Raw genomic sequence first — 25,721 nt, forward strand, 5'->3', positions numbered from 1 at the left:
CCGGCACATCGCCGACGCGACCGATCCCGCATCGGTCGCGTCGGCGATTTCCGGCGATCACTGACCGCGGAGGAAGGCCTCCACGGTGTCCTTCGTGACGACCTGGACCGGGATGTTGGTCGGGGCTCCGGGGCCGAGGTCGCGGGCGCGGGCCGCGCGGACCGCCTGCTCCACCGCCGCCTTGCCGAGCAGCTTCGGCTGCTGAGCCACGTCGGCGCTCTCGGTGCCCGCCTGGACCGCCGCCAGGCCCTCCGGCGTGCCGTCGAAGCCGACGACCTTGACGTCGGTGCCCGCGCGGGAGCCCAGTGCCGTGATCGCACCCAGCGCCATCTCGTCGTTGGCCGCGAAGACACCCCGGATCTCCGGGTGTGCCTGCGCGATGTTCTGCATGACGTCCAGCGCCCTGGTGCGGTCGAAGTCCGCGGGCTGCGAGGCCACCACCTGGATGCCCGGGTGGTTGCGGATCTCCTCGGTGAAGCCCTGGCCGCGCTCCCGCGCCGCGGAGGTGCCGGGCTGGCCCTCCAGCACCGCGACCGGACCGGCGCCGACCAGCTGAGCCAGCTGCTGCGCGGCCAGGCGGCCGCCCGCGACGTTGTCGGAGGCGACGGTGGTGACCACGATGCCGTCGCTGGGCGCGCGGTCCACGCCGATCACCGGGATCTCCGCGGCGTTCGCCGCCTTCACCGAGGGCACCACCGCGTCGGAGTCCACCGGGTTGACCACGATCGCGTCCGCGTTCTGCGCGATCGCGTTCTGCACCGCGTTCGCCTGCTGCGAGGCGTCCTCGGAGGCATCGGTGACGCGCAGGTCGACGCCGAGCCGGTCGGCCTCCTCCTGCGCGCCCTGGCGCAGGTCGACGAAGAACGGGTTGTTCAAAGTGGACACCGACAGCGCGATCTGCAGCCGCCCGTCGTCGGCGGCGTTCTGCCGCTGGTAGACCGCCCAGCCCGCGGCCACCACCAGCAGCGCGGTCACCGCCGCCGTCGCGCGGCGGATCGCCGGTGTGCGCAGCAGTCCCGGGCCGCGCCGCCCGCTGCGCCGGCGCTGGCGCACGGTGTCGAACAGCACCGCCGCGGCGATCACCGCACCGATGACGACCTGCTGCCAGAACGCCGAGACGTCCAGCAGGTTCAGGCCGTTGCGCAGCACCGCGAGGATCAGCGCGCCGACGAAGGTGCCCAGCGCGGACCCGACACCACCGGCCAGGCTCGCCCCGCCGATCACCACCGCCGCGATCGCGTCCAGCTCGTAGCCGGTGCCCGCCTCGGGCTGCGCCGAGGACAGCCGCGCCGCGAGCAGGATGCCCGCCACCGCCGCGAAGAGCCCGGACAGCGCGTAGATCAGCAGCCGCTGGCGGGTGACCTTGATGCCGGACAGCCGCGCCGCCTCGGCGTTGCCGCCGATCGCGTACATCGCGCGCCCGGTGTAGGTGCGCCGCAGCACGAACGCCGTGATCAGCCCGATCGCCAGCATCACCAGCACCGGGTAGGGGAGCACCCCGAACAGCTCGCCGCTGCCGATCTCGGTCAGCCAGCCGTCCACCCCGATCGGCCTGCCGTCGGAGATGACCAGCGCCAGCCCGCGCGCCACGCTGAGCATCGCCAGCGTCGCGATGAACGGCGGAACGCGTCCTGCGGTGATCAGCACACCGCTGGCCAGGCCGGCGAGCGCACCCGCGGCCAGGCCGACCGGGACGGCCAGCCACAGCGGCAGCCCGGCCGAGGTCACCGCCCAGCCGGTCACGATCCCGGCCAGCCCGGCGACGCTGCCCACCGACAGGTCGATGCCGCCGCTGACGATCACGAACGTCATGCCGAACGCCAGCACCGCCACCACGGACGCCTGCACGCCCACGTTGAGCAGGTTGTTCGCGGTCAGGAAGTCCGGTGACAACAGCGCCAGCAGGACCACCAGCACGACCAGCCCGCCGAGCGGTCCGCCGGCGCGGCCGAGCGCGGCCCGCCAGCGCGGGGTGGTGCCGACCTCGTTGTCAGGCATCGCTTTCTCCTCCGGTGTGCTCCGCCGAGACGGCGAGCGCCAGCACGCGCTCCTGGGTCGCCTCGGCACCGTTGAGCTCGCCGCGCAGCCGTCCGTCGGCCAGCACCAGCACCCGGTCGCTGAGGCCGAGCAGTTCGGGCAGGTCGCTGGAGACGACGAGCACCGTGGTGCCCGCGCGGGCGAGTTCGTTGATGAGTTCGTAGATCTCGGCGCGGGCGCCGACGTCGATGCCGCGGGTGGGCTCGTCGAGGATGAGCACCCGCGGTTGGGCCAGCAGCCACTTGCCGATGACGATCTTCTGCTGGTTGCCGCCGGAGAGGGTCAGCGCGGGCTGGTCCAGCCCGGCGGTGCGGATCCGCAGCCGCTGCACCGACTCCGCGGCGGCGCGCCGCTGCCCGGCCAGGTCGACGAGCCCGGCGCGGGTGCGGTCGGAAAGCGTTGCCAGGCCCAGGTTCTCGGCCACCGACGCGCCCAGCACCAGGCCCTGACCGGCCCGGTCCTCGGGGACCAGCGCGAGCCCGGCGGCGCGGGCCGCGGCGATGTCGCCGGACGGGATCGACTGCCCGCCGACCAGCACTTCGCCCTCGTCGTAGCCGTCGGCGCCGAACAGCGCCCGCACCAGCTCGGTGCGTCCCGCGCCGACCAGGCCGCCGATGCCCACCACCTCCCCGGCCCGCGCGGTGAAGCCGATGTCGGCGAGCACGCCGTGGCTGGTCAGCCCGCGGACCTCCAGCTGCACCTCGCCGATCTCGGCCTCGCGCGGCGGGTACTGGTGGTCGACGGTGCGGCCGACCATGAGCCGCACCAGCTCGTCCGGATCGGTGTCCGCGGGCACCTCGGCCACCTTGGCGCCGTCGCGCAGCACGCTGACCCGGTCGCCGATCTCGGCGACCTCGCCGAGCAGGTGGGAGATGAACACCACGCCGACGCCCTGCGCGGTGAGGTCGCCGACGATGCCGAACAGCCGGTCCACCTCGGCGCGGCTGAGCACCGCGGTCGGCTCGTCCATGATCAGGAAGCGGGTGTCCAGGCTGAGCGCCTTGGCGATCTCCACCAGCTGCCGGTGCGCGACGCCGAGCTCGCCGACCACGGCGTCGACGTGCAGGTCCAGGCCCATCCGCTCGATCAGCTCGGCGGCCCGGCGGCGCATCGCGCGGCGGTCGATCACGCCGAAGCGGCGCGGCGGGCGGCCCAGGTAGATGTTCTCGGCCACGGTCAGCTGCGGCACCAGCGCCATCTCCTGGTGGATGGTGGCGATGCCCAGCCGCTCGGCGTCCTCGGGGCCGTGGAAGCGCACCGGGCGGCCGTCCACCCGGATCTCGCCGGTGTCCGGCCGGTGCGCGCCGGCGATCATCTTGATCAGCGTGCTCTTGCCCGCGCCGTTCTCGCCGAGCAGCACGTGCACCTCGCCGGGGCGCAGGTCGAAGTCCACCGCGTCCAGGGCGCGCACACCGGGGTAGGTCTTGGAGACCCCGATCAGCTCCAGGTGCCCGTCGTCGGCCATCACCGTCAGCTCCACTCGTCGTTGAGCGCGGAAACTGTAATCGGTTTCCGTAGCTGGGCCACGATGAACCATGAGAGATCTGCTGTCAAGCGGCACAATGGTTGCGTAACCGATTACACTCCGATCGGCCGCAGCGCGACGGTGCGCCCGGCTGCGAGCGGAGGAGGTGGCGTGGGCGTCACGATCCACGATGTGGCGGCGCGGGCCGGGGTCTCGGTGGCGACCGCGTCGCGCGCGATGTCCGGGCAGCGCGGCGTGCGGGCGGAGAACCGCGACAAGGTGCTCGCGGCGGCCCGCGAGCTCGACTACGAGCCCAACGTCGTGGCGGCCTCGCTGCGCAGCCGCACCACGCACACCATCGGCATGGTCGTGCCCCGCATCGCCAACCCGTTCTTCGCCACCCTCGTGGAGTCGATCGAGAAGCGGCTGCACGACGGCCAGCGCAGCCTGCTGCTGGCCAACTCGCACTACGAACCGGAGGTCGAGCAGCGCCAGGTGCGCGCGCTGCTGGACCGCCGCGTCGACGCGCTGATCCTGATCCCGTGCCACCGCGAGCGCAGCGGCGAAGTGCTGGCCACGGCGGCGGCCCGCATCCCGGTGATCCAGCTCGACCTGCGGGTGGACGGCTTCGCCAGCAGCTGGGTCGGCGTGGACAACGAGGCCGGGGTCTGGCAGGTGGTGCGGCACCTGACCGAGCGCGGCGCGAAGCGCCTGGTGTTCGTGGGCGCGCAGCCGACCGACTCGGCCGCCCAGGCCCGGCTCGACGGCTACCGCCGCGCGGCGGGCGACGGAGATGACGTGCTGCTGGGCGACTTCAGCAAGGAGTGGGGCCAGCAGGCGGCGAAACTGCTGCTGCAGCGCGGTGATCTGCCCGACGGCATCGTCTGCGGCAACGACACGATCGCCCTGGGCGTGCTCGGCGAGCTGGCGAGCAACGACGTCCGGGTGCCGCAGGACGTGCTGGTCGCGGGCTTCGACGACATCCCTTACGCGGAGCTCTCCCGCCCGGCCCTGACCACGGTCCGCCAACCGCAGGAGCAGATCGCGGCCGAAGCGGTCCGCATCCTCGACGCCCGCCTCGCCGACGACGCGGCAGCGCCCCGGAGCACGGCGATCACCCCGGAACTCATCGTCCGCGCCTCGACCTGAGCGGTGGTCGAGGCCCCTGCGCGCCGTCCGGGTGGGGACTGCCGCGATTTCAACGGAAATCGGACGTCTGATTTCAATGGAAGTTGCGCAGCGGTCTGCCGGTGGGAGCGGCCGGGTGCCTCGGCTAGGCTGGGTCGCGGTCCCGAACCCCGAACCTCAGGTGTCTGCTGTGGACGAATTAGTGCGGGAGTGGTCCGCGCAGCTGCTCGACTCGGGCAACGTCGCCGCGCTCGTCGCCGGGCTGGTCTCGCTGGTGCTGGTGCTCAACCGGACCACCTGGCTGCCGCTGCGCAACGTCGTGACCATCGCGCACGAGGGCGGGCACGCGGTGGTCGCGCTGCTCAGCGGGCGCAAGCTCAACGGAATCCGGCTGCACTCCGACACCTCCGGGCTCACCGTGTCGACCGGCAAGGCGACCGGGCCGGGCATGGTCCTCACCCTGTTCGCCGGGTACCCGGCGGTCTCGCTGCTCGGGCTGGGCGGCGCGTGGCTGGTCACCGCCGACCTCGCGCACGTGATGCTGTGGGGCTTCATCGCGCTGCTGGCGGCCATGCTGCTCGCGATCCGCAACGCCTACGGCGTGCTGTCGATCCTGGTGACCGGTGGCGGGCTCTTCGCGGTGTCCTGGTTCGCCACCCCTGCCTGGCAGGCGCTGTGCTGCGCCCTGCTGAGCTGGTTCCTGCTGATCGGCGGCCTGCGGCCGATCTCCGAGCTGAGCCGCAAGCGCTCGCGCGGCCGGGCCGCCAACTCCGACGCCGACCAGCTCGCCCGGATGACGGGAGTGCCCGCCGGGCTGTGGCTGGTGCTGTGGTTCCTGCTCGGTCTGGTCGCCCTCGTGCTGGGCGGCACCTGGCTGCTCCTCATGCCGCAGCTGTGAGGTGGGGGTTGCGTGTGGCTGGCGGGTTCGGCCTGGGTAGGTGGGCCGTGAGCGTTTTGGGGTGTTGTAGCGCCCCGAAACGCTCACGGGTGTGAGGATGAGCTCCTTGCCGGAGGTGGCGTTTTCTAGCAGCATCGCGGCGTGACGAGTGCTTCCAACGCCCTGGGTGGCGTGTTCCAGTTGACCGCGGACCGCCAGATCGGCCGGGTCGGGTTCGGCGCGATGCAGCTGGCCGGTCCCGGCGTGTTCGGTCCGCCCGCCGACCGCGACCGGGCGGTCCGGGTGCTGCGGCGCGCCGTGGAGCTGGGCATCGACCACATCGACACCAGCGACTTCTACGGCCCGTGGGTGGTCAACGAGCTGATCGCCGAGGCGCTGCACCCCTACGCCGACGACCTCGTGCTCGCCACCAAGATCGGTGCCCACCGCGACCACGAGGGCGCGTGGCTGCCGCTGAACCACCCGGACGCGCTGCGCGCCCAGGTGCACGACAACCTGCGACGGCTGCGCCTGGAAGCGCTGGACCTGGTCTACCTGCGGCACACCGTGGACCGCGGGATCGCGCTGGCCGACCAGCTCGGCGCGCTGGCGGAACTGCGCGAGCAGGGCCTGGTGCGCGCCATCGGACTGTCCAACGTGTCCGTCGAGCAGTACGAGGAAGCCGAGCAGCACACCGAGATCGCCGCGGTGCAGAACCTCTACAACGTGGTCAACCGCACCGCGGCGGACCTGCTGGCGAAGACCGCCGAGTCGGGTGCGGCGTTCGTCCCGTTCTTCCCGCTGGGCTCCGGTTTCGCCGACAGCCGGGCGCGCGAGGACGACGTGCTGCGCGGGATCGCCGAGCGCCACGGCGCGACCCAGGCGCAGATCTCGCTGGCCTGGCTGCTGCGCCGCGCCGACAACGTCCTGCTGATCCCGGGCACCTCCTCGCCGGAGCACCTGGAGGAGAACACCGCGGCGGCCACCGTCGAGCTCTCCGAAGCCGACATCACCGCGCTGAACGCGCTGGTCGCCGAAGGCGAAACCCTCGAAGAAGCCCACTGAGTCAGCTCCGTTTCCACTGGTCAGGCCGCCGTGAGTGCTTTGGGGCGTGATAGCACCCCAAAACGCTCACGGCAGCCACCCGCGGAACCGCAGCGCCAGTTGCTCGCCCTGAGGCTGCTCACCGCGCCGACCGCTCGCGGAACGCGGTGCGGTAGGCGGTCGGCGTGGTGTCGACCCGGTCGGCGAAGTGGCGGCGCAGGGCCGCCGCGGAGCCGAACCCGGAGCGCGCGGCGACCTCCTCGACCAGGAGGTCCGTCGTCTCCAGGAGTTCCTGCGCGCGGTGCACCCGCGCCAGGACCAGCCACTGCAGCGGCGTCGTACCGGTGAGGTCCCGGAAGCGGCGGTTCAAGGTGCGCACGCTCATGCTCGCCTGCCGGGCGATCTCGGCCAGCGGCAGATCCCGGTGCAGGTTGTCGCGCATCCAGTCCATCGTGGGCCGGAGGCTGCCGCTCGGGAGCTCGTAGGAGATGAACTGCGCCTGCCCGCCCTCGCGGAACGCCGGCATCACGATCAGCCGGGCCGCGCGGGCGGCCAGGGCGGAACCGTGGTCCCGGCGGATCAGGTGCAGGCACAGGTCCACCCCGGCGCAGACCCCGGCCGAGGTGAGCACCTGCCCGTTGTCGACGAACAGCACCGAGGGATCGACCTCGACCCGCGGGTAGGTCCCGGCCAGGTGCCGCGCGGCGTTCCAGTGCGTGGTGGCCCGCATGCCGTCCAGCAGTCCCGCCGCGGCGAGCACGAACGCGCCGGTGCAGATCGACGCGATCCGGGCGCCGCGCGCCGCGGCGTCGGTCAGCAGCTCCAGCACCTGCGGTGGCCACGGCCGGGTCCAGTCCTGCACGCCGGGCACCAGGATCGTGTCGGCCGAGGTGAGCTCGTCGAGCGCGAACGGCGCGGTGAGCTGGAAGCAGTCGGAGCCCACCGCGGTCACCCGGGTGCCGGGCGCGGCGCAGACCCGCACCTCGTAGGGGCTGTCCTGATCGGGCGGCCGGGCCGCCGCGAACACCTGGCACACCGTGGTCAGGTCGAAACCGACCACGCCGTCGACGGCGGCCACGCCCACCACGTGCATGGCCAGAAGCATACGGAGAACGTCCTTTCCGGAGCTGTCGCCGCCCGGCGGCGAAGATCAGCATCGACGTCATGGACAGACGATCACTCCTCCGGGCCGGTGCGGCCGTCACCGCGGCCGCCGCCGTCCCGGCCGCCACCGCGCAGGCCGAACCCTTGCGGCGCAGCCCCTTCCGCGTGCACCTGCTGGTCTTCGACGGCGCCGACGACCTGGACTTCATCGCGCCCAACGAGGTCTTCCAGCACGCCGCGCACACCGGGCCCCGCGTCGAGACCCGGCTCGTCACCGGTGCCGGGCCCGGCACCATCACCTCCGCGTTCGGCACCCGCATCGAGGCCGCCGGCTGGGCGCCGCACGAGGCCGATCTCATCGTGGTCGCCGGCGGCGGCTACGGGATGCCCGACGGGACGCCCGGCGTGCCGCAGGAGATCGAGCGCGGGCACCTCCCGGCCGCGTTGCGCGAGGCCCGGCGACCGGGCCTGGTGTTCGCCTCGGTGTGCACCGGCGCGATGCTGCTCTCGGCGGCCGGGATCACCCGTGGCCGACCGTGCACGACGCACCACCTGGTGCAGGAGGACCTCGCGCAGCAGGGCGGCCGGATCATGCCGGGCCGGGTGGTCGACGACGGCGACCTGGTGACCTCCGGCGGCATCACCTCCGGACTGGACCTGGCGCTCTGGCTGCTGGAGCGGAACTTCGGCGCACAGGTGGCGCTGGGCGTGGAGGCGGTCATGGAGTACGAGCGCCGGGGCGCCGTCTGGCGGCGTTAGGTGGAAGCCGGTCCCGCACCGGGCGGGACCGGCAGCCCCGCCGATCGGCGAGGACGCGGTAGCCCGGTGGGCTGAACGGCCGCCTCGATCGATACCGATCTTGCATCGTCACTACGCCTTGCGGGGCAGGGTGGTGTCACCCAGTAGTCTGGTCGCCACGCAACGGTGCGAATGCGAGGTGGACGTGAGCGAACTGGCGAAGTGGGTGCCCGAGGGTGTCGACGAAGAAGTCCCCAGCGCGGCACGGCTCTACGACTACCTGCTCGGCGGCGCGCACAACTTCGCGGCGGATCGCGCACTCGCCGAGAAGTTCCTGACCGCGCTGCCCAGCGCGCGCGACGTGGCGCGGCTCAACCGCGCCTTCCTGCGCCGCGCCGTGGTCTTCATGGCCGAGCAGAGCGTGCGGCAGTTCCTCGACATCGGCTCGGGCATCCCGACGGTCGGCAACGTGCACGAGATCGCCCAGGCCGCCGATCCGCAGGCGCGCGTGGTCTACGTGGACTACGAATCGGTCGCCGTGGCGCACAGCCAGCTGCTGCTGGAGGGCAACGCGAACGCCACCATCCTGCAGGCGGACCTCACCCAGCCCGCGGCGATCCTGCAGCACCCGGAAACCCGGCGGCTGCTGGACTTCGACCGGCCGATCGGGCTGATCATGGCCGGGGTCTTCCACTTCGTGCCGCGCGAGGCCGACGCGCCGGCGATCATCGCCGGCTACCGCGACGCGCTGGCCCCCGGCAGCCACCTGGCGCTCTCGCACTTCACCGCCGACATCAGCCCGGAGGAGATGGCCGGCGTGGTCGAGGTGATGAAGCGCAGCGCCGACCCGATCCACACCCGCACGCACGCCGAGGTCACCGAGCTGTTCACCGGTTTCGAGCTGGTGGAGCCGGGTGTGGTCGGCACCGCCCTGTGGCGGTCGGACCGGCCGGAGCAGGCCGCCGACGAGCCCGGTGGCTCGCAGATCTACGCGGGGGTGGGGCGCAAGCCATGAGGCGGTCCCGGGGGGCGCGAGCCGGTTCGACGAAGATGTCAGGAAAGGTGTGATTGGGGCGGACCGCCCGACGAGCGTGCTGGACGGTTGAGATGAGCGAGGAAACGGCGGACGAGCCGCCGAGCGTGCTGGTTCCCCAGCGGCGCGATGCCGACTGGCGGGCCGAGGTCGCCCGGCGCTGGGCCGCGGAGCTGAGCACCGCCTCCTACATCCCGCTGGCCCGCGCGACCGTCGAGCAGGCGCTGGAAGACCTGGTCGAGCGCATCGTGGCGGCGCTGGACGATCCGTCCACCCTGGAGGAGACCGGCCGCGAGGTCGGAACCCGGCTGGTGGAGATGCACGCCACCGGCGAGAGCAGCCTGCCGCTGAGCCTGGACCTGCTCCGCGACGCGCTGGTGCAGCGGTTCGGCGCCGACGACGTGCACCGGATGCTGGAGCTCGTCGCCGCGATCGCGGCCGGCTACGCCGCCGCGGACCGCGAGAGCACGTTCGTGCAGCAGGAGACGCTGAAGCGGGCGCTGCTGCGCTCGAAGCTCAAGGCCGACCGCGAGCTGGCGGCCAGCGAGGCGCGCTTCGGCGAGGTGTTCACCACGACGCCGATCGGCGTCGCGATCAGCGACCTGCAGGGCAGGTTCGTCCAGGTCAACCCGGCGTGGGAGCACACGCTGGGCTACCAGGAGCAGGCCCTGACGTCGATGACGATCCACGACCTGTTCCACCCCGAGGACGCCGAATACCTGTCGGCGGCGTACGGCGAGCTGGCCGAGGGCTGCGGCGCCAAGCGCCTCAGCGACCGCAAGCGCCTGCTGCGCGCCAACGGCGAGGAAGCGTGGGCGTACCTGGCGGTTTCGGTGCTGCGCGGCTCGGACGGCGCGCCCCGCCACTTCGTGACGATGGTCGAGGACATCACGGAGCTGCACATGCTGCAGGCCCGGTTCCGCTACCAGGCGCTGCACGACGTGCTGACCGCGCTGCCCAACCGGCAGTACTTCTCCACCCGGCTGGAGACCGCGCTGGCCAACTTCCCGCGCGATTCCCGGATGACGCTCTACCACCTGGGCCTGGACGGGTTCGAGCTGATCAACGACGGTCTCGGCTACGAGGTCGGCGACCTGGTGATCAAGACGGTGGCGCGGCGGCTGGAGCAGCTGGTCGAGGACGAGGAGGCGCTGGTCGCGCGCTTCGGCGGCACCGAGTTCGCCATCCTGGTGTGGGAGCAGGAGAAGACCCCGAAGGTCCCCGAGGTCGTCAAGATGATCAACGACCTGCTCGCCGAGCCCGTCTACGTCGGCGACCAGGGCATCGCGGCATCGGCGAGCGTCGGCGTGGTGCAGCGGCAGGTGGCCGAGGCGGAAGCGTCGAACATGCTGTGGGCCGCCGACGTCGCGCTGCGGCGCGCGGAAGCGTCGAACATGCTGTGGGCCGCCGACGTCGCGCTGCGGCGCGCGGAAGCGGCGGGCAAGCGGCAGTGGGCGCTGTTCGACCCGGACCGGGCACCGGAGGAGCGCATAGAGTCCAAGCTGGCCGCGGTGATGCCGGGCGGCCTGGAGCAGGGCGAGTTCGACGTGGTCTACCGCCCGCTGGTGCGCCTCGACGGCTCCGGCGTGATCGCGCTGGAAGCAGGGCTCCGCTGGGACACCAGCGAGAACGGCACGCTGGAGCACGAGGAGTGCCTGCGCCTGGCGGAGCGCTCCGGCGTGACGCTGTCCCTGCGCGACTGGATGGTGGCCAGCGCCTGGGAGCAGCTGCGCGAGTGGCACGCCGACGGGCACCGGGTGCAGCTGAACGTCGCCCTGAGCCCGAACCAGGGCCAGGATCCCGACCTGGCGGCGGTGATCCACCGGGTCCTGGACACCGGTGACGTCGACCCGGGCTGGTTGCGGCTGTGCCTGCCGATGGTGGCGATCAGCGGCGACAACGAGGAGACCCGCGACAACATCCGATTCCTCGGCAGTCGCGGGATAAGGACCTCGCTGCACGACTTCCAGGGCTCCGCGGAAGAACTGCGGCTGCTGCGCGAGCTCCCGGTGGACGCGGTGCGCCTGGCCGACGAGCTGGTCTCGATACTGCACAACGCGGAATCCCCGGACCTCCCGGAAGTGCAGGCGATCCGCAGCCTGGTCCCGCTGACCAGAGCCTGCGGCGCGCAGCTGTGGGTCGCAGGCGTGGAAACGGAGCAGCAGGCCGAGTCCTGGCGCGAAATCGGCTGCGAGGTGGCATCAGGCCCCCGCTTCGGCGGACCCCTGTGCTCCTTCGACGTCTCGGACTTCCTCCGCGAGCACTGACCCGGTGAAGGGCACCTTTAGGCAACTTACTTGCTAAAAGGTGCCCTTCACCGCAACCCGACCGAGCAGGGCGAAGCTGCCGGAGAGCGATTCGTGGAGCCCTTCGTCGAACGGCAGGACGTGCATTTCGACGTTCGCACGTTCGCCCATGTCCAGCAGGTGAGTCGACTGCTTTGCTGCAACGGCCTTGGTCTTGACGCAGCGGTGCAGGGCGGCTTCGGAGATCACGGCGACGAGGTGCAGCTCCGGCGGCCGACATCGTCTCCGCGAACCGGCCGTGATCTGCGGAGGCCTGGCCGATGACCTGGAAACACGACTGCTGCCACGAGCTGAGATCGGATTGCTGTTCGGCACACCCGATCTCATGACCTGGCACCCGTGGACGCTGCGCCGCGTCCACGGGGGATTGCAGAAGCTGTAGAGCTCGGCGGGGGCACCGTGACCGAACCAGGCAAGGGCCGTGAGCACTTTCTGGTGCTATAACCCCAGAAACCACTCACGGGCCCGTCGCGCACGAGTGGCGACCTTCGCGGGGTGGGCGGATCCGGTGGTCACTCGGAGGCATCGGGAGCGCGCGCGACGGCGTCCCGGATCTTTTCGCGGACGAGGTCGAGGAAGGCGCTGTCGGCGGGTGCCGAGTACGCCATCGTCGGATCCGGGTAGATGACGACGTCCAGTCGTTCTCCGGCGGCGGAGGCCACGGACAGCCCGGCCGACATGCGCGCGACGTTGGTCTTCACCGTGGCCGGTGCAACGTCGGCGCCAGGACTGGGAAAGGTCTGCTTCCGCACCGGCTGGCCGAGACCGACCTTCCACAGCGAGACCGCGACTCGGTCGACGCTGAGGATGAATCCGGCGAAGCTCCGCAGGCCCAGCGTTGGGCGGCACAGAAAGGCGAGGCCGTTCTGGCGCAGCGCTGCCAAGGCCCTGCGCTGGTTCCGGACCACGAGCCGCCCGTAGATCACCAGCGCGAGCAGCAGCAGAAGCGCCATCGCCACGACCAAGATCAGGAAGGCGTACATCGACCGACTGTAACCCGGCGGGGAAGGTGCATCACCGGTCGATCCAGGGGAAGTCGATGCCATGCCTCTGGTGACCGTGCGCGAGGCGGCCGCCGTGCGTGCAGTGCTGGCGTGGGTCAGCCGTCGTTCGCGGGTAGGAAGTTGAGCGCTTCTCGGAGGTTCTGCTCGGCGATCGCTCGCATGGCGTCGCGGTCGGGGAAGTCGCCGTCGAGGAGGCGCAGCGGACCGGCGACGAGGGACAGGCGCATCGCCAGCGCGTAGAACGTCAAGCGCTGTTCGTCGAGGTCACGGGTTTCCAACCACCGGTAGTGCTCGCCGAAGCGCAGGCGCAGGAACGCGTGCTCCCACTCGACGTCGAAGAACATCACGCCCTCGATGTCGATGAGGACCGGTCGCCCGTGGGCGTCCACCAGCACGTGATCCGGGCCGAGCTCTCCGTGGATCAGCCCGTGCTGCGAGCGCGGGCGCACCGCGGCCGCCAGTTCGCGGAGCACAACCTCCAGCTGGTCGCGAGGATGCGCGATCCGCGTGTCGCGGGCGGCGGCTTCGGCGAGATCAGCGAGGGCGCGGCTCAGGATGACCTGCTCGCACGAGTCGCCCTCTGACGCGCCGCCCTCGTCGAGCAGGGCGATCTTTCCGAAGCGGGAACCACGGTGCTCGTGCATCGCATCGAGCGCCTCGGCGAGTAGCGCCATGGTCGTTCCCGCGCTGCGCGGCTCTTCGTGGAGCAGTGCTTCCAGATCCTTGCCGGGCACGTCCTCGACCACCGCGATGTCGGCCGGGTAGTGGCGCCGGCTCCGGTCGATCAGATGGATTCCGGGCGTGCGGATCCCCAGGGCGTCCAGGCGCCGGTGGGCTGCTTCGAAGAGATCGATCCCGGTTGCGGGGGAGAGCGGGTCCGCGCGGTTCTCGGGCTGCTCGGTCGGCCAGTAGTTCTCGGCATCGGCCCAGATGTAGGCGATCGCGGTGGCGCCGTCGTCGGAGGTGAGGCGGTACACGCCCTTCTTGCTGCCGCCTCTGAGCCGCGCGACGTCGGCGAGGCGGTGGCCGGGCCCCAGCGCCGCGCGCGCGACGTCCGTCAGGTGATCTCGCGTGGCAGTTCTGCGCACCGCCGCCTCCTGTGCATCGACCGCCGACCGATCTTAGGAGAAGACGAGCAGGGCCCCGCCAGCTGGCGGGGCCCTGCTCGTCAGGTCAGCGGGTCAGCGCTGGTAGACCGGTTGGGTCTGGGGGTTGAACTCCGCGAACTTCACGCTCTTGGCGTTGTTGGTGCGGGGATCGTTGATCTCCAGCACGTCCAGGCCCTCCTGGATGCCGCTGGAGTAGATGTGGCCGTTGTAGTAGTACGCCGACCACGAGCCCGCCGTCGACAGCTTGCTCTCGTCGAACGCGGTGCGGTCGAAGTAGCCGATCTCCTTCGGGTTGGCCGAGTCGGTGAAGTCCCACACCGACACACCGCCCTGGTACCACGCCTGCACCATGTAGTCGCCGTCCTTGGTCGGGATCAGCGAACCGTTGTGCGCCACGCAGTTCTCGGTGTCGGCCTGGTGCCGCGGGATCTTGTAGTAGCTGCGGAACTCCAGCTCCGCGTCGTCGCCCGCGCCGGTCAGGTCGTAGATGCCGTTGGCGCCGCGGGTCGGGCCGGTCTTCGCGTTGCAGGTGGCCGCGCCGCCGCCGCCGAGCTCGTCGGTGAAGACGACCTTGGTGCCCTCGTTGTTGAAGGTGGCGCTGTGCCAGAACGCGAAGTTCACGTCGTCGCGGACCTGCTCGATCACGCGCGGCTTCTCGCGGTCGGAGATGTCCAGCAGCACACCGTCGCCCATGCAGGCACCGGCCGCGATGTCCTTCTCCGGGAACGCGGTGATGTCGTGGCAGCCGGTGGTCTGGCTGACGGTGTCCGAACCGGGGTTGCCGCCGTCCGGGAACAGCACCGGGGCGTCGACCAGCACCGGCTCGGCCGGGTTGGCCAGCGGCACCTTGATGATCGAGATCTGGTCGTGCGGCGGCTGGCAGTTCGGGAACTCCGCGCGCGGGCCGTACGACGAGACGTAGATGTAGACGTCCTTGCCCGCCTTGTCCGGCACCAGGGTGTTGGTGTGCGAACCGCAGGCGGTGTCGATCGCGGAGACGTAGCGCGGCTCGGCCGGGTTGCTGACGTCGAAGATCCGGATGCCCTCCCAGCCTCCTGCGTCGGCCGCGGTGGTCGACTCGCTGGTGCACGTGTCGTTCGTGCGCGGGTAGTCGACGGAGAGGAACAGCAGATTGCCGGAGATCGAGACGTCGCCCTGGCCGCCGGGGCAGGCGACCTGGGTCAGCACCGACGGCTTCTTCGGGTTCTTGATGTCGTAGACGACGAACCCGTCGTAGTTGCCGACGTACGCGTGGTCTCCCTTGAACGCGATGTCGGTGCCGAAGGCTTCCAGCGTGTTGAACGGCTCCTGCTTCGGCAGGTTCGCGACGTGCGTGATGTTGTCGCTCTTGAGGACGTCACCGGCCGGGGCGGCCACGGTCTGCACGGCGGCCTGCTCCGGGCCGTCGTGGGCCGGGGTCGCCGCAGACGCCGGCGCGAGGGCCAGACCGAGGGACAGGACGCCGACGGACGCGCCTAACGCGCGCCACCTGGAAGTACGTTTCAAGACCAATCCACCCCTGTTGCTCGGGTCGGTCGCAGCTGCGACCAGCGGTGTCGAGAACACCGCCGCCGATCAGTATTGTTTTGCCCGGTTCTGGACCCAATAGGCCAGTTGGCGGCTTTTCCAGCTGGATCCCACCAGGCGGACGCGTTGTGCGCGGCGGCTCCGGTGGGTTAAGGACGACGACAGGAGGACTCGATGCGCCGGTTGACCGCCGTGTTGCTGATCGCGGTTGCTGGGCTCGCCGGATGCGCCGGGGAGCAGCCGGAGCCGCCGAAGGTGGTGCTGCCGGGCGCACCGGGCGACCAGCCGCAGGTGGTGGCGAGCGCCGCGCCGGACCCGGGTGTCCCGGTCGACGTCGAGGCCGGCTACCTGCGCATGATGATCGCGCACCACGAGCAGGCGCTGGAGATGACGGCGCTGGCACCGCAACGCGCGCAGCACCCGAAGGTCCGCGCGCTGGCCGAGCGCATCGGTGGCGCGCAGGGCCCGGAGATCGGTGCCATGCAGGGCTGGCTGGACACCCACGGCTTCGGCGAGGAGCACAGTGGACACGGCCAGTCCGCCGGGCACGATCACGCGACGATGCCGGGCATGGCCACGCCCGCGCAGCTCGCGCAGCTGCGGGACTCCACCGGCGCCGACTTCGACCGGCTCTTCCTGCAGCTCATGATCGCCCATCACGAGGGCGCGCTGACGATGGCCACCGACGTCCTGACCCGGGGCCGCGAGGAGCAGGTCCACGCGATGGCCACGGACGTCCTGGTGACCCAGCAGTCCGAGATCGACACCATGCGCGGGCTGCAGGGCGAGGTGGCCTGAGCGTTATTCGATGGCCGCGGGGCGCGGGCGGTGAGAACATCGCCGGCATGACGATGTTCGGGCCGGTGCTGGACGTCCGCCCCCTGTTCGGCCAGGAGCGGCAGGAGCTGCTCGCGCTGCTCCGCTCGCTGCGCGCCGAGGACTGGTCGCGCGAGACGGTGTGCCCGGGGTGGGACGTGCACGACGTGGTCGGGCACGTCCTGAACGACTACGTGCGCCGGATCTCGGGCGCCCGGGACGGTTTCGGCGGTGCGGTCTTCGCCAACGACGAGACGCTCCCGCGCTACCTGGCGCGCGTCAACGACGAATTCGTCCGGGCGGCGCGGCAGTTCAGCCCGGAGCTGATGGTCGAGCTGCTGGCGCACCTCGGCCCGGAGCTGGACCGGCTCTGGGCGGGCTTCGACCTCACCGGCCCGGCCGCGCTGGACGTGTCGTGGGCCGGACCCGGCTCGAGCCCGGCCTGGCTGGACATCGCCCGCGAGTACACCGAGTTCTGGGTGCACCAGCAGCAGATCCGGGACGCGGTGGGCCGTCCGGGCGCCGACCGGCCGGAACTGGTGCACCCCGTGCTGGACACGTTCCTGCGCGGGCTGCCGCACGCGCTGCGCGAGGTCGCCCGCCCGAGCGGGACCGAAGTCCGCGTCGTCGTGACCGGTCCGCCGGGCGGCATCTGGTGCGCGGTGTCCGACGAGGGCCGATGGCGGATGGCCGAGCCCGGCGGTGAACCGGCGGCCACCGTCACCGTGCGGCCGGACGACCTCTGGCGGCTCGCGACCAGGGGCATCACCGTCACCGAAGCCCGCCGGCGGGCGGACGCGCAAGGCGACCCCGCGCTCACCGAAGCGGTGACCGCACTGCTCGCGGTGGTCGCCTGAGGATCCCTACCGCGAGCTGAGGAACTCGATCGTCCTCCGGGTCAGGAGCTTCGCGGCGTCCGGGTCGTGGGACGGCAGCGAACTGTCCGCGAACAGGTGCTGGTCACCCGGGTACAGGAACATCTCCGCAGCAGCGCAGCCGGAGACGAGGGCGCGGGCGGCGTCGACGTCCTCGGCGAAGAGCGGATCCGCTTCCTTCCCGTGCACCTGAACCGGCACGCCGTCGGGCCATGCCGCACCGAACTCCGACACGGGGATGCAAGCGTGGAACAGGAGCGCGCCCCGCGCGCCCGCCCGGGTCTGCGCCAGCTTCTGCGCGGGCAGCACACCGAGCGAGAAACCAGCGTAAACGGCGTCTCGCGGCAGAGCTTCGGCTGCGCGGACACCGCGCTCGGTGATCTCGCCGAAGCCGACCTGCTCGACGTGGGCGATGCCTTCCTCGAGCGAGCCGAAGACGAGCCCGTCGAAGAGATCGGGCGTGTGGACGGTGTGCCCGGCCGCGCGGAGCTCGTCGGCGAAAGCGGTGACCCCGGAGGTCAATCCCTGCGCGTGGTGGAACAGAACGACCTCTGCCATGCCCGAACCCCTTGCCTGCCGGTAGCGAATGCCGAACGATACCCGAGGCGGTTCACCACTCGACGCGGAGTTCGTGCAGGCCGCGGACGAAACCGCCGGTCTTCCAGGGGAGTTCGGCGTCGGTCAGGCGCAGCTGCGGGAAGCGGCGGGTGAGCTCGCCGAGGCCGGTCTCCAGCTCGATCTTCGCCAGCTGCGCGCCGAGGCAGCGGTGCACGCCGTTGCCGAACGCGAGGTGGCGGTTGGGCTGGCGGGCCGGGTCGAACTCGTCGGGCGAGTCGAACGCCGCGGCGTCGCGGTTGGCCGAGCTCAGCGAGATCAGCACGGTGTCGCCTTCGGCGATGGTCACCCCGCCCAGCTCGACCGTCGCGGTGGCCACCCTGGGCAAGCCCACCTGGAAGGCCTCCAGCGAGGAGTAGCGCAGCAGCTCGTCCACCACCGGCCCGATGAGTCCCGGGTGCTCGACGAGCCTGCGCCACTGGTCCGGGTGCTCGTCGAGCAGCAGGGCCACCGAGTTCGCCAGCTGGTTCTTGGTGGTCTCGTGCCCGGCGTTGAGCAGCGCGAGACCGAACAGCACGAGTTCTTCCTCGCTCAGCCGGTCGTCCTCGTCGCGCGCTGTGATGAGCAGGCTGAGCAGGTCTTCGGTGGGGGAGCGGCGCTTGTCGTCGACGAGCTCCGCGATGTAGTCCGACAGCTCCGTCCAACCGGCCCGGACCTCCTCGACCGGCAGCCCGGACACGGTGAGGATCCGCTCGGTCCAGTCCTGGAAGGAGGGCCGGTCGGCGTCGGGCACGCCGAGCATCTCGCAGATGATCTCGATGGGCAGCGCGGCGGTGAAGTGCTCGATCAGGTCGACCGGCGGCGTCATCCCGGCGAGCTCGTCCAGCAGCCGGTCGGTCACCTCCTGCACGCGCGGGCGCAGCTGCTCGATCCGCCGGGCGGTGAACACCTTCGCGACCAGCTTGCGCAGCCGGGTGTGCTCCGGTGGGTCGGTGGCGAGGATCAGCCCCGGCGGCAGCTCGAAGGTGCCCAGCTTGGGCACGTCCGGGTGGGCGGCGCGGGCCAGGCTGAACCGCGTGTCGACCAGCACGGCGTTGACCTCGGCGTAACGGGTGACCAGCCAGACCGGCTTGCCGGACAGCAGGACCCGCGAGATCGGCTGCTCGTCGCGCAGCCGGGCGATCCGCGCGCGGTCGCTGCTGCCGTCGGCAGCGGTGAACGGGAACTCGGGGAGTTCGGTCTCGCGCACAACGCCTCCTCGCACCGGGAATCCGCGTCGTCCCACCGGCAGGCTACCGCCGCGCGGAGCCACTGCCGATCGGGATTTCGGGTGGAGAACCGTTGCCTGATAAGCGGAATCCGTCGCCTGATCAGCCGTGGCCCGAAAGGAGGCCACGACTCCGACGATGGGGTTGCTGCCCGGTCGGCCGAAGCTCTCGCACGGCAACGCGTTCTCGCCGCGTCGATCCGGCCGAGTCTCACCACTGGACCTGGAGCCGGTGCAATCCCCGAACGAAAACCCCTTTCTTCCAAGGAAGTTCGCCGTCGGTCAGGCGCAGCTGCGGGAAGCGGCGGGTGAGCTCGCCGAGGCCGGTCTCCAGCTCGATCTTCGCCAGCTGGGCGCCGAGGCAGCGGTGCACGCCGTTGCCGAAGGTCAGGTGGCGGTTGGGCGTGCGGGTGGGGTCGAACTCGTCGGGGGAGTCGAAGACCGCGGCGTCGCGGTTGGCCGAGTTCAGCGAGATCAGCACGGTGTCGCCCGCGGCGATGGTCACCCCGCCCAGCTCGACCGGTTCGGTGGCGACCCTGGGGAAGGTCACCTCGTAACCGGCCAGCGAGACGTAGCGCAGCAGCTCGTCCACCGCGGACGGGATGAGCTCGGGGCGCGCGACGAGTCGTTGCCACTGGTCGGGATGTTCCGCGAGCAGCACGGCCACCGAGTTCGCCAGCTGGTTCTTGGTGGTGTCGTGCCCGCCGGTCAGCAGCGTGAGGCCGAACACCGCGAGCTCGTCGTCGCCCAGCTCGTCGTCCTCGTCGCGGGCTGCGATCAGCATGCTGAGCAGGTCGTCGGTGGGAGCACGGCGTTTCTCGGCGACGAGTCCGGCGAGGTAGTAGGTCATCCGCGTCCACCCGGCCCGGACCTCTTCGACCGGCAGCCCGGCGACGGTGAGCAGGCGCTCGGTCCAGTCCTGGAACCGGTCCCGGTCCTGGTGGGGGACGCCGAGGATCTCGCAGATGATCTCGATGGGGAGCGCGGCGGTGAAGTGCTCGATCAGGTCGACCGGCGGCGTCATCCCGGCGAGTTCGTCCAGCAGCCGGTCGGTCACCTCCTGCACGCGCGGGCGCAGCTGCTCGATCCGCCTGGCGGTGAACACCTTCGCGACCAGCTTGCGCAGCCGGGTGTGCTCCGGTGGGTCGGTGGTGAGGAGCTGCCCCGGCGGCAGGTCGAAGGTGCCCAGCCGCGGGACTCCCGGGTCGATGGCGCGGGCCAGGCTGAAGCGCGTGTCGACCAGCACGGTGTTGACGTCGGCGTGCCGGGTGACGAGCCAGGCGGGCTGGCCGGCCAGCGCGACCCGGGTGATCGGCTGCTCCTCGCTCAGCCGGACCATCCGTTCGTGGTCGTTGCTGCCGTCCGGGGTGGTGAACGGGAAGACCGGGAGTTCGCTTTCGGTCGCGCGCACAACGCCTCCTCGGGAGGGGATCGGACCGGACACGTGGAGCCGTCCGGGGGAGGATCCCATCCAGCGGCACCCTTGCCGGCGGTCGAGCTCTGGAGGATCTCGGCGGCTTCCGCTCGTGCGGCACCCACCACCAGCAGGCTACCGCTCACGAGTGGCAGCCGATCGGGTCCCGAGCGGCGGAGGGTTCACCACTCGACGCGGAGTTCGTGCAGGCCGCGGACGAAAACGCCCTTCTTCCAGTCCAGTTCGGCGTCGGCCAGGCGCAGCTGCGGGAAACGCCGGAGGAGGCCGCCGAGGCCGGTCTCCAGCTCGATCCTCGCCAGCTGCGCGCCGATGCAGCGGTGCACGCCGTTGCCGAAAGCGAGGTGGCGGTTGGGCGTGCGCGCCGGGTCGAATTCATCGGGATCGTCGAACATCGCGGTGTCCCGGTTGGCCGAGGTCAGCGAGATCAGCACGGTGTCGCCCTCGGCGATGGTCACCCCGCCCAGCTCGACCGCCGCGGTGGCCACTCTGGGGAAGGTCACCGCGTAGCCGAACAGCGGCACGTAGCGCAGCAGCTCGTCCACCGCGGACGGGACGAGCTCGGGCTGGTCGATCAGCCGCTGCCACTGGTCGGGACGTTCGGCGAGCAGCATGGCAACCGAGCTCGCCAGCTGGTTCTTGGTGGTCTCGTGCCCGCCGATCAGCAGCGCGAGCCCGAGCATCACCAGTTCGTTCTCGTCGAGCTTGTCGTCCTCGTCGCGCGCCGCGACCAACCTGCTGAGCAGGTCGTCGGTGGGAACGAGGCGCTTCTCGGCGACGAGCCCGGCGAGGTAGTCGGCGATCCGCGTCCACCCGGCCTGCACTTCCTCGGCCGGCAGCCCGGCGACGGTGAGCAGGCGCTCGGTCCACTCCTGGAACCGGTCCCGGTCCTGGTCGGGGACGCCGAGGATCTCGCAGATGATCTCGATGGGGAGCGCGGCGGTGAAGTGCTGGATCAGGTCGACCGGCGGTGCCTGCTCGGCGAGCCGGTCCAGCAGCCGGTCGCTCACCTCCTCCACGTGCGGCCGCAGCTGCTCGATCCGCCGGGCGGTGAAGACCTTCGCGACCAGCTTGCGCAGCCGGGTGTGCTCCGGTGGATCGGTGGCGAGGAGCTGCCCCGGCGGCAGCTCGAAGGTGCCCAGCCGCGGAATTCCTGGATCGATGGCGCGCGCCAGGCTGAAGCGCGTGTCGACCAGCACCGCGTTGACGTCGGCGTGGCGGGTGACGAGCCAGACCGGCTGACCGGCCAGCGCGACCCTGGTGATCGGCTGCTCCTCGCTCAGCCGGACCATCCGTTCCTGGTCGTCGCTGCCGTCCGCGTTGGTGAACGGGAACACCGGGAGTTCGCTTTCGGTCGCGCGCACAACGCCTCCTCGGGTGGGATTCGACCGGCCCGGCCGCGCGCGGACAGGTGGAGCCGTCCGGGGAGGGCAACGTTTCCGGCGGAACCTTGCCGGTGGCTGAACTCCGGGATCTCGGTGGCCGTCGCCCGGCGCACCACCAGCAGGCTACCGCGCTCCCGGGTCGTCGCAGATCGCGTGTTCGAGTGGCGAAAACCTTTGCCCGACAAGACGAACCCGTCCCCTGATCGTCCCTCGCCCGATCGGTCCAAGCCGATCCCGAGGCGACCTCAGGCCTTCAGGGCGGCGCGGACGATGGCGAGGGCTTCGTCGGCCGGAATGCCCAGGGCGTGGGTGATCTGGGCGTAGGTGGCCGCCGCTTCGGCTGCTCGGGCTGCGCTCTGATCGCCCGCGTCGGAGACGAAAGTGCCTGCGCGGCCACGGGTTTCGATCAGCCCGGCCTGCTCCAGCTCGCGGTAGGCCTTGGCCGCGGTGTTGGCCGCGATGCCCAGGTCGGCGGCCAGGGCGCGGACGGTCGGGAGCTTGGCGCCCACCGGCAGCTCACCGCTGCGGACCTGCTCGGCGATGCTGGAGCGCACCTGCTCGAACGGCGGCACGTCGGAGTTGGCGTCAACGCTGATCCGCATGGTCCATCACTTCCCGGTCGAGGTCGGTGCCGCAACAGTATCCGGCGGGCCCGCGCGGCTCACCCGCGCCAGGCCTGGGCCGAGGGGAGGTCGGGCACGATGGGGAACACCTCGGTCAGGCGGGTGATCCGGAAGATCTTGAGCAGCCGGTCCGCGGTGCACACCAGGACCACGTCGCCGTCGACGGCGCGGATGCGCTTCAGGGCGCCGACCAGCACGCCGAGCGCTGTGCTGTCCAGGAACTCGACCTGGGTGAGGTCCACGACCAACCGGTGCGCGCCGTCGTTCACCGCGTCGGTCAACCGGTCCCGCAGCGTTGGTGCGGTGCTGACGTCGATCTCGCCGCTCACGGTGATCAGCGCGACGTCGTCGGGCAGCCGTGTGCTGGTCACGCCGAAGTCCATGGGCTGCACACTAGCGCCGGATCCCGGGCTCTCGTGACGATCCGACGTCGTGCGCGCACGGTGGGTGGCATGCTCGTCGGCATGATCGGTTCGTGGTGGAAGCGGCGCCGGGGCGAGGTCGGACGCGTTTCCGTGATGCCTGCCCGGTCGATCTGGATCGGGGCGCTGGTGCTGCTGGTGGTGGCGGCGGTCTCGATGTGGGCGCTGATGGCGCTGTACGGCGGCGGGAGCCCGCAGGACAAGGTCCAGCTGGAGATCATCAAGCTGGCCGGTGGCATCGTGGTCGGGACCGGTGGCGCGGCTGCGCTGCTGCTCGCCGCACGACGGCAGCGCTCCACCGAACTGCAGCTGGCCCAGAACGAGCGGGACCTCGCCCAGAAGGAGCGCGCCGCCGCCGATGCCCGCCACGACGCCGCGGAACGGCGGATCACCGATCTCTACTCCTCCGCAGCGGAACAGCTGGGCTCGGACAAGGCCCCGGTGCGCCTGGCCGCGCTCCACGCTCTCGAACGACTCGGCCAGGACAACCCCGGCCACCGCCAGACGGTCGTGGACCTCCTGTGCGCCTACTTGCGGATGCCCGGCACCTCGCCCGAGGCGATCGGTCCGGATCAGCAGGACGGGCAAAGTCAGGAGGACCAGGTGCGGCTCACCGCGCAACGGCTGCTCACCGCTCACCTCCGGCCCGAGGACGACGAGAAGTTCTGGGCGGACGGGGACCTCGACCTCACCGGTGCCACGCTCACCGCGTGGGACATGACGGGCTGCCGCGTTCGCCACGCCTTGTTCGACGGGACGACCTTCCACGACAAGGCTTCCTTCTCGCTGGCGGTGTTCAGCGGGGAGGCCTCGTTCGGCGCGGCGCTGTTCAGCGACTGGGCTTCGTTCGGTGGAGCGCAGTTCCACGACGTGGTCGGATTCGACGAGGTGGCGTTCCGAGGCCCCGCCTCCTTCCGCGCGGCGGAGTTCGACGGCATGGTCCTCTTCGACGAGTCCGAGTTCCACGATCCGGTCTCCTTCGCCGAGGCCACGTTCAGCGGTCCGGTTTCCTTCCGGAAGGTGGCGTGCCGGGGCGCGGTTTCGTTCCGGCAAGCGGATTTCCGCGCCGCGGCTGCGTTCGGTGCGGCTGAGTTCCGCGAGGAGGCGTCCTTCGGCGGAGCGCAGTTCCGGCACTCCGCCTCGTTCGGTGAGACGCGGTTCCAGGCCGTGGTCTCGTTCCGGGAGGCGGAGTTCCACGACTCGGTGTGGTTCGACCACATCCGACTGGGAGAGCCGGATTTCTCCGACGCCCGGCTCCTCGCGCCCGACTCGGCGGCCGCCCCGGACTGGCTGCGGAGGCTACCGGGATGGCGGCTGACCGTCGTCGAGGGTGAAGTGGCCGATGAGCAGCAGCGTCGTTGGCATCGGTTCGAACCGACCGGGACCGTGCGGTCGGCTTCGGAGGTGGGCGGACGAGACTGTCAGACCGAGTCCGAATCGGTTCGCCCTGCACACGACTCGGCTGAGATCATGGACGTGTGACGAGCCGCGACGAACCGATCGACTGGCAGGCGCTGGCCGAGGGCATCGGCACTGACCCGAACCGGAGCGGCGACCGCACCGCCCGGCGGGCGATCGCCTTCCTGCTGGGCGATGAGGCGATTCGCCGGTCCGTGGACTGGTACGTCGAGGGCCTCCCGGCCGCCGAGCACGCGCGTTCGGTGTTGCGGCTCCTGCAGCCCGACGCCGCCCGGTCCCGCTGCCTGGAGATCTACCGGACCGACCCCGATCCCGAACGCCGCCGCTGCGCCGTCGAGCTGTTCCGCGTCGTCGCCACGGCCGATGATCTGCCGCTGGTCGGCGAGTTCCTCGCCGACGCCGATCCGGGTGTCCAGCTCTGGGGCATCGGCGTCCTCGACCAGCTCCTGTTCGGCGGTCACGTCGACGCCGACGATGCCGAGCCCTTCCTCCAGGTCGCCGAGCAGCACTCGCATCCCCAGGTGCGCGAGAAGCACGCAGACCTGCGCGAGCACCTGGCGGAGCGCTAGGAACCGCTCCGGAAGGCCTCCAGCAGGCGTTCCGCGGCCAGGCCAGCGGTCAGTTCTCCCGCCCGCACCTGGGATTCCACCTCGCCGAGGATCTCCCGCACGCCCGGGTGGTGGGTGAGCTCCGACAGCAGCTGGTCGCGCACCAGCGCCCAGGTCCACTCGACCTGCTGGCGGCTGCGCTTCGCCGCGAACTCGCCGGTTTCGGTCAGCACCGCCCGGTGCTGCTCCACCTGCTCCCACACCGAGTCCAGGCCCAGGCTCTGCAAGCCGCTGCAGGTCAGCACCGGCGGTGTCCAGCTCGCGCTGATCGGGGTGAGCAGGCGCAGGGCGCCGCGGAGCTCGCGGGCCGCCTTGCGGGCTTCGGCCGCGTGATCGCCGTCGGCCTTGTTGACCGCGATGATGTCGGCCAGCTCCAGGACGCCCTTCTTGATGCCCTGCAGCTGGTCGCCGGTGCGCGCCAGGGACAGCAGCAGGAAGCAGTCGACCATGCCCGCCACGGTCACCTCGGACTGGCCGACGCCGACCGTTTCCACCAGCACCACGTCGAAACCGGCCGCCTCCATCAGCACGATGGTCTCGCGCGTCGCGCGCGCGACGCCGCCGAGCGTGCCCGCCGACGGCGACGGCCGCACGAACGCCGCAGGGTCGCTGGCCAGCCTGCCCATCCGCGTCTTGTCGCCGAGGATGCTGCCGCCGCTGCGGGTGGACGACGGGTCGACGGCCAGCACCGCGACCCGGTGCCCGGCGGCGGTCAGCATCGAGCCCAGCGCCTCGATGAACGTCGACTTGCCCACCCCGGGCACGCCGGTGATCCCGACGCGGTGCGCGCCGCCGCTGTGCGGCAGCAGCTCGACCAGCAGTTCCTGGGCCTGCGCGCGGTGATCGGCGCGGGTGGACTCCACCAGCGTGATCGCCCGCGCCAGCTTGGTGCGGGAACCGGCGAGCACGCCCTTGGCGTAGTCCTGGACGTCGATGCTGCGCGGCAT

The 25,721-nt window shown here is 71.3% G+C and carries 24 protein-coding genes; 10 read left to right on the plus strand and 14 right to left on the minus strand.

Annotation, left to right across the window (positions count from 1 at the left end; all coding sequences use genetic code 11):
• Positions 1-57 precede the first annotated feature (57 nt).
• Both OU416_RS22040 and OU416_RS22045 read right to left on the minus strand, forming a co-directional pair.
• Entirely contained in the window at positions 58-1,998 is a 1,941-nt protein-coding gene (locus tag OU416_RS22040) for an ABC transporter permease/substrate-binding protein (RefSeq protein WP_270928904.1), read from the minus strand.
• On the minus strand, positions 1,991-3,502 hold the full coding sequence (locus OU416_RS22045) for a sugar ABC transporter ATP-binding protein (protein ID WP_270928905.1): 1,512 nt from the start codon (positions 3,500-3,502) through the stop codon (positions 1,991-1,993). The genes OU416_RS22040 and OU416_RS22045 overlap by 8 nt, the downstream gene beginning before the upstream one ends.
• 171 nt (positions 3,503-3,673) lie before the next feature.
• On the opposite strand from OU416_RS22045, the gene OU416_RS22050 reads away from it, so the two are divergent.
• From OU416_RS22050 to OU416_RS22060, 3 genes are all read left to right on the plus strand, one after another.
• Positions 3,674-4,651 (plus strand): LacI family DNA-binding transcriptional regulator, encoded by a 978-nt coding sequence (locus OU416_RS22050; protein ID WP_270928906.1) that lies wholly within the window; start codon positions 3,674-3,676, stop codon positions 4,649-4,651.
• Between the two features lie 169 nt (positions 4,652-4,820).
• Positions 4,821-5,528: a M50 family metallopeptidase gene (locus tag OU416_RS22055; protein WP_270928907.1), complete on the plus strand. Its 708-nt coding sequence runs from the start codon at positions 4,821-4,823 to the stop codon at positions 5,526-5,528.
• A gap of 141 nt (positions 5,529-5,669) precedes the next feature.
• Positions 5,670-6,572, plus strand: a complete 903-nt coding sequence (locus OU416_RS22060; protein WP_270928908.1) for an oxidoreductase — start codon at positions 5,670-5,672, stop codon at positions 6,570-6,572.
• A 118-nt stretch (positions 6,573-6,690) separates the two neighbouring features.
• Here OU416_RS22060 and OU416_RS22065 read toward each other — a convergent pair whose 3' ends face one another.
• Positions 6,691-7,644 (minus strand): GlxA family transcriptional regulator, encoded by a 954-nt coding sequence (locus OU416_RS22065; RefSeq protein WP_270928909.1) that lies wholly within the window; start codon positions 7,642-7,644, stop codon positions 6,691-6,693.
• Between the two features lie 71 nt (positions 7,645-7,715).
• On the opposite strand from OU416_RS22065, the gene OU416_RS22070 reads away from it, so the two are divergent.
• The 3 genes from OU416_RS22070 to OU416_RS22080 all read left to right on the plus strand — a co-directional run bounded on the left by OU416_RS22070 (position 7,716) and on the right by OU416_RS22080 (position 11,693).
• Positions 7,716-8,414: a DJ-1/PfpI family protein gene (locus OU416_RS22070; RefSeq protein WP_270928910.1), complete on the plus strand. Its 699-nt coding sequence runs from the start codon at positions 7,716-7,718 to the stop codon at positions 8,412-8,414.
• Between the two features lie 184 nt (positions 8,415-8,598).
• Positions 8,599-9,408 (plus strand): SAM-dependent methyltransferase, encoded by an 810-nt coding sequence (locus OU416_RS22075; RefSeq protein WP_270928911.1) that lies wholly within the window; start codon positions 8,599-8,601, stop codon positions 9,406-9,408.
• A 92-nt stretch (positions 9,409-9,500) separates the two neighbouring features.
• Entirely contained in the window at positions 9,501-11,693 is a 2,193-nt protein-coding gene (locus OU416_RS22080; RefSeq protein WP_270928912.1) for a putative bifunctional diguanylate cyclase/phosphodiesterase, read from the plus strand.
• 33 nt (positions 11,694-11,726) lie between these two features.
• Here OU416_RS22080 and OU416_RS40310 read toward each other — a convergent pair whose 3' ends face one another.
• The 4 genes from OU416_RS40310 to OU416_RS22100 all read right to left on the minus strand — a co-directional run bounded on the left by OU416_RS40310 (position 11,727) and on the right by OU416_RS22100 (position 15,357).
• A complete protein-coding gene (locus OU416_RS40310) occupies positions 11,727-12,059 on the minus strand; it encodes a Scr1 family TA system antitoxin-like transcriptional regulator (RefSeq protein WP_372907280.1) in 333 nt (110 codons plus the stop codon).
• Positions 12,060-12,244: 185 nt separating this feature from the next.
• A complete protein-coding gene (locus OU416_RS22090) occupies positions 12,245-12,715 on the minus strand; it encodes a hypothetical protein (RefSeq protein WP_270928914.1) in 471 nt (156 codons plus the stop codon).
• A 116-nt stretch (positions 12,716-12,831) separates the two neighbouring features.
• Positions 12,832-13,824, minus strand: coding sequence for a phosphotransferase family protein (locus OU416_RS22095; RefSeq protein ID WP_270928915.1), 993 nt, complete (start codon positions 13,822-13,824; stop codon positions 12,832-12,834).
• 93 nt (positions 13,825-13,917) lie between these two features.
• Positions 13,918-15,357, minus strand: coding sequence for an LVIVD repeat-containing protein (locus OU416_RS22100; protein WP_372907279.1), 1,440 nt, complete (start codon positions 15,355-15,357; stop codon positions 13,918-13,920).
• A gap of 189 nt (positions 15,358-15,546) precedes the next feature.
• On the opposite strand from OU416_RS22100, the gene OU416_RS22105 reads away from it, so the two are divergent.
• Together OU416_RS22105 and OU416_RS22110 are read left to right on the plus strand one after the other, a co-directional pair.
• Complete coding sequence (locus OU416_RS22105; RefSeq protein WP_270928916.1) at positions 15,547-16,170, plus strand: DUF305 domain-containing protein; 624 nt, start codon at positions 15,547-15,549, stop codon at positions 16,168-16,170.
• A gap of 47 nt (positions 16,171-16,217) precedes the next feature.
• Positions 16,218-17,045: a maleylpyruvate isomerase family mycothiol-dependent enzyme gene (locus OU416_RS22110; RefSeq protein WP_270928917.1), complete on the plus strand. Its 828-nt coding sequence runs from the start codon at positions 16,218-16,220 to the stop codon at positions 17,043-17,045.
• Between the two features lie 6 nt (positions 17,046-17,051).
• Here the strand turns inward: OU416_RS22110 and OU416_RS22115 are convergent, their stop codons facing one another.
• The 6 genes from OU416_RS22115 to OU416_RS22140 all read right to left on the minus strand — a co-directional run bounded on the left by OU416_RS22115 (position 17,052) and on the right by OU416_RS22140 (position 22,708).
• A complete protein-coding gene (locus OU416_RS22115; RefSeq protein ID WP_270928918.1) occupies positions 17,052-17,621 on the minus strand; it encodes a dienelactone hydrolase family protein in 570 nt (189 codons plus the stop codon).
• 52 nt (positions 17,622-17,673) lie between these two features.
• Positions 17,674-18,867: a cytochrome P450 gene (locus OU416_RS22120; protein WP_270928919.1), complete on the minus strand. Its 1,194-nt coding sequence runs from the start codon at positions 18,865-18,867 to the stop codon at positions 17,674-17,676.
• 229 nt (positions 18,868-19,096) lie between these two features.
• Entirely contained in the window at positions 19,097-20,296 is a 1,200-nt protein-coding gene (locus tag OU416_RS22125) for a cytochrome P450 (protein ID WP_270928920.1), read from the minus strand.
• 185 nt (positions 20,297-20,481) lie between these two features.
• Positions 20,482-21,681 carry a cytochrome P450 gene (locus OU416_RS22130; protein ID WP_270928921.1) on the minus strand — a complete coding sequence of 400 codons (1,200 nt, stop codon included), beginning with the start codon at positions 21,679-21,681 and terminating at the stop codon, positions 20,482-20,484.
• Between the two features lie 266 nt (positions 21,682-21,947).
• Entirely contained in the window at positions 21,948-22,304 is a 357-nt protein-coding gene (locus OU416_RS22135; RefSeq protein WP_270928922.1) for a GntR family transcriptional regulator, read from the minus strand.
• Positions 22,305-22,363: 59 nt separating this feature from the next.
• The gene (locus OU416_RS22140; RefSeq protein WP_270928923.1) at positions 22,364-22,708 is read right to left on the minus strand and encodes an STAS domain-containing protein; all 345 of its coding nucleotides are present in this window, start codon (positions 22,706-22,708) and stop codon (positions 22,364-22,366) included.
• Between the two features lie 69 nt (positions 22,709-22,777).
• On the opposite strand from OU416_RS22140, the gene OU416_RS22145 reads away from it, so the two are divergent.
• Positions 22,778-24,229, plus strand: coding sequence for a pentapeptide repeat-containing protein (locus OU416_RS22145; RefSeq protein WP_270928924.1), 1,452 nt, complete (start codon positions 22,778-22,780; stop codon positions 24,227-24,229).
• Positions 24,226-24,735, plus strand: coding sequence for a hypothetical protein (locus OU416_RS22150; protein ID WP_270928925.1), 510 nt, complete (start codon positions 24,226-24,228; stop codon positions 24,733-24,735). Before OU416_RS22145 ends, OU416_RS22150 begins: the two co-directional genes overlap by 4 nt.
• On the opposite strand, the gene meaB is transcribed toward OU416_RS22150, so the two are convergent.
• Positions 24,732-25,721: a methylmalonyl Co-A mutase-associated GTPase MeaB gene (gene meaB / locus OU416_RS22155; protein WP_270928926.1), complete on the minus strand. Its 990-nt coding sequence runs from the start codon at positions 25,719-25,721 to the stop codon at positions 24,732-24,734. The two genes, OU416_RS22150 and meaB, sit on opposite strands and share 4 nt — an antisense overlap.

The organism is Saccharopolyspora indica (assembly GCF_027853965.1).
GTDB classification, from domain to species: Bacteria; Actinomycetota; Actinomycetes; order Mycobacteriales; family Pseudonocardiaceae; genus Saccharopolyspora; species Saccharopolyspora indica.

Bases quoted from the DNA above. Each gene is read 5' to 3' on its own strand.
- OU416_RS22045 (WP_270928905.1), bottom strand. From the start codon at position 3,502: ATGGCCGACGACGGGCACCTGGAGCTGATCGGGGTCTCCAAGACCTAC.
- OU416_RS22040 (WP_270928904.1), bottom strand. From the start codon at position 1,998: ATGCCTGACAACGAGGTCGGCACCACCCCGCGCTGGCGGGCCGCGCTC.
- OU416_RS22145 (WP_270928924.1), top strand. From the start codon at position 22,778: ATGCTCGTCGGCATGATCGGTTCGTGGTGGAAGCGGCGCCGGGGCGAG.
- OU416_RS22070 (WP_270928910.1), top strand. From the start codon at position 7,716: ATGGACAGACGATCACTCCTCCGGGCCGGTGCGGCCGTCACCGCGGCC.
- OU416_RS22115 (WP_270928918.1), bottom strand. From the start codon at position 17,621: ATGGCAGAGGTCGTTCTGTTCCACCACGCGCAGGGATTGACCTCCGGG.
- OU416_RS22105 (WP_270928916.1), top strand. From the start codon at position 15,547: ATGCGCCGGTTGACCGCCGTGTTGCTGATCGCGGTTGCTGGGCTCGCC.
- OU416_RS22110 (WP_270928917.1), top strand. From the start codon at position 16,218: ATGACGATGTTCGGGCCGGTGCTGGACGTCCGCCCCCTGTTCGGCCAG.
- OU416_RS22140 (WP_270928923.1), bottom strand. From the start codon at position 22,708: ATGGACTTCGGCGTGACCAGCACACGGCTGCCCGACGACGTCGCGCTG.
- OU416_RS22065 (WP_270928909.1), bottom strand. From the start codon at position 7,644: ATGCACGTGGTGGGCGTGGCCGCCGTCGACGGCGTGGTCGGTTTCGAC.
- meaB (WP_270928926.1), bottom strand. From the start codon at position 25,721: ATGCCGCGCAGCATCGACGTCCAGGACTACGCCAAGGGCGTGCTCGCC.
- OU416_RS40310 (WP_372907280.1), bottom strand. From the start codon at position 12,059: ATGAGATCGGGTGTGCCGAACAGCAATCCGATCTCAGCTCGTGGCAGC.
- OU416_RS22135 (WP_270928922.1), bottom strand. From the start codon at position 22,304: ATGCGGATCAGCGTTGACGCCAACTCCGACGTGCCGCCGTTCGAGCAG.
- OU416_RS22090 (WP_270928914.1), bottom strand. From the start codon at position 12,715: ATGTACGCCTTCCTGATCTTGGTCGTGGCGATGGCGCTTCTGCTGCTG.
- OU416_RS22080 (WP_270928912.1), top strand. From the start codon at position 9,501: ATGAGCGAGGAAACGGCGGACGAGCCGCCGAGCGTGCTGGTTCCCCAG.